The sequence below is a fragment of the Microbacterium sp. genome (genome assembly GCF_029263575.1).
Lineage (GTDB): Bacteria > Actinomycetota > Actinomycetes > Actinomycetales > Microbacteriaceae > Microbacterium.
This window is the reverse complement of the sequence record NZ_JAJUFV010000238.1, coordinates 1-2,727: the sequence shown is the minus strand read 5'-3', so window position 1 is coordinate 2,727 and position 2,727 is coordinate 1. Positions and strand designations below refer to the sequence as shown.

At 66.3% G+C, this 2,727-nt stretch carries 2 protein-coding genes; one reads left to right on the top strand and one right to left on the bottom strand.

Annotation, left to right across the window (positions count from 1 at the left end; all coding sequences use genetic code 11):
• On the bottom strand, positions 1–1,670 hold a 1,670-nt coding region (locus Q1J95_RS15530; RefSeq protein ID WP_300269306.1), incomplete at its 3' end, for a 2-oxo acid dehydrogenase subunit E2.
• 157 nt (positions 1,671–1,827) lie between these two features.
• Here Q1J95_RS15530 and Q1J95_RS15525 point away from each other — a divergent pair.
• Positions 1,828–2,727, top strand: a 900-nt coding sequence (locus Q1J95_RS15525) for an IMP dehydrogenase (RefSeq protein WP_300269304.1), incomplete at its 3' end; no start/stop codon positions are given.

The following is a 2,727-nucleotide window of genomic DNA, read 5'->3' as shown; positions in this document are numbered from 1 at the left end:
GCGGCGCCCTCCAGGCCCGCGGTGGCAGCTCCCTGCAAGATCTCGTCGAGCAGTGGAATGAGCGACTCGCCGCCTTCCAGCGAGAACCGCTTCTGACCGACGAACTTCGTCTGCAGGAACGTCTCGAACGCTTCAGCCTCGTTGAGCTTGCGCAGCACACGAAGTTGCTCGTCGTGGCCCGGCTTCTGATACTTGACCTCGAGCTTCTCCTGGAACCAGCGGCGCTGATCGGGATCCTGGATGTGCATGTACTCGATGCCGAGCGTGCGGCAGTACGAGTCACGCAGCACACCGAGAACCTCACGCAGCTTCATCACGCGCTTGCCGCCGAAGCCGCCGGTGACGAACTCGCGGTCGAGATCCCAGAAGGTCAGGCCGTGACTCTCGATCTCGAGGTCGGGGTGCGAGCGCTGCACGTACTCGAGCGGGTCGATGTCGGCCATGAGGTGACCGCGCACACGGTAGGAGTTGATCAGCTCCTGCACCCGCGACTGCTTGTCGACGCGCTCGGCGAGGTCGACCGCGATGTCGGGGTTCCACCGGATGGGGGCGTAGGGGATGCGCAGGCCCGCGAAGATGTCGTCGTAGAAGCCGCGTTCGCCGATGAGCAGCTCGTGCACCTTCTTGAGGAACTCGCCGGATCCGGCTCCCTGGATCACCCGGTGATCGTAGGTGCTGGTGAGGGTGATCGTCTTGCCGATGCCGAGCTCAGAAAGCGTCTTGGGGCTCGCGCCCTGGAACTCCGCCGGGTACTCGAGGGCACCGGCGCCGATGATGCAGCCCTGCCCCTTCATCAGACGGGGCACCGAGTGCACGGTGCCGATGCCGCCGGGGTTGGTCAGCGAGATGGTCGCACCGGCGTGATCGGCCGCGGTCAGCTTGTTGTTGCGTGCGCGCGTGACGAGGTCTTCGTACGCCGCGAGGTATTCGGTGAACGTTAGCGTGTCGGCGCGCTTGATGCTCGGCACCAGCAGCGCACGGGTGCCATCGGGCTTGGGCAGGTCGATCGCGATGCCGAGGTTCACATGGGCCGGAGCGATGACCGAGGGCTTGCCGTCGATCTCGGCGTAGGAGACGTTCTGACTGGGGAACTCTTTCAGCGTCTGGATCAGAGCCCAGCCGATCAGGTGGGTGAAGCTGATCTTGCCACCGCGCGAGCGCGACATGTGGTTATTGATGACGATGCGGTTGTCGATCATCAGCTTGGCGGGAATCGTTCGGACACTCGTCGCGGTGGGAACAGTGAGCGACTGATCCATGTTCGCGGCGAGGGTCTTGGTCAGACCGCGCAGAGTCGTGACCGTGTCTTGCCCGTCGTCTGCTTCTTCTGACTCGTCGGACTTCTTCGCCGTGGGCTTGGGTGCCTGTGCCGGGATCGGCGTCGTGGCGGCGGGCTTCGCCGTCGTGCGCGCCTTGGGCTGCGAGCCGATGACAGGAACCGGAGCGGTCACCGGATGCTCGGCCGAGGCAGCCTGAGCCGGGGTGGTCGCCGAAGACGTCGATGGCGTCGACGGGGTGCTGGGCTCGTAGTTCTCCAGGATCGGCCACCACTCCTTGTCGACGGAGTTGCGGTCTGCTTTGAACTGCACGTAGAGCTCGTCGACGAGCCACGTATTGGCTCCAAACTCTCCGTCGTCAGAACCGCCGACGCCGGTCACCTGGTTAGCCACGCGCTATCGCCCTCTTTCATCGCTGAACACTCATGAACGTGCGCGGTCACGGGAAGCCCCCGCCTCGCGCATCCTCGTTACTAGCCTAACGTGTTCTGGCGGTGGGGCAGGCGAGCGAAGCAGCCCGTTTCACCGCAGGAAAAGCTACCGTGGAGCTATGGAGTTCGTCAGCGAGCAGCCCGCGGTCGATTTGACTTATTCGGATGTGTTCCTCGTGCCGCGTCGGTCGGCGGTCACCAGCCGCCTCGAGGTCGACCTCGCACCTCACGATGGCACGCCGGCGACCATTCCTCTGGTGGCCTCGAACATGAACTCGGTCACGGGCGCACGCCTGGCCGCTGTGCTCGCCCGCCGCGGCGGTCTCGGCATCCTCCCGCAGGACATGCCGCTGCAAGATCTCGACGCGGCCATCCGCGATGTCAAGAGCCAGCCCGTCTCCTGGGACACGGCGCTGATCCTTGCTCCGAATGCGACCGTCTCCGACGCTCTGCGACTGCTGCCGCCCGTGTCGGGCCACGGTATCGTCGTGGCAGATGGCGCCGGTCGTGATGCGGTGGACGCCGAGGCCGTACGCGGCATCCTTCCGGCGTCGCGTCTCGCCACGGCACTGCCCGACGCGCAGCTGGGAGATCTGGTGCACCGCGGCGTGCCAGCTCTCGACGCGGAGGACGTCACGGACGCCCGTGCCGCGTTCGACGTCATCACCGAGACGGATGCCGACGTGGTGACCGTCGTCGACCACGGTCGCCTCGTCGGAACCCTCAGCGCTCGAAGCGCGCTGCGCGCGACTCTCTATGCCCCGGCGGTCGACGCGAACGGACGACTCGCGGTCGGCGCCGCGGTCGGCATCAACGGCGACGTCGCGGCCAAGGCCCGCGCGCTCGTCGGGGCTGGGGCCGATGCGATCGTGGTGGATACTGCGCACGGACACCAGGAGGGGATGCTCGGGGCGCTGGCTGCCGTGTCGGCGCTCAATCTCGGCATTCCGCTGGTCGCCGGAAACATCGTCACCGCCGACGGCGTGCACGACCTCGTCGATGCGGGGGCGTCGATCCTG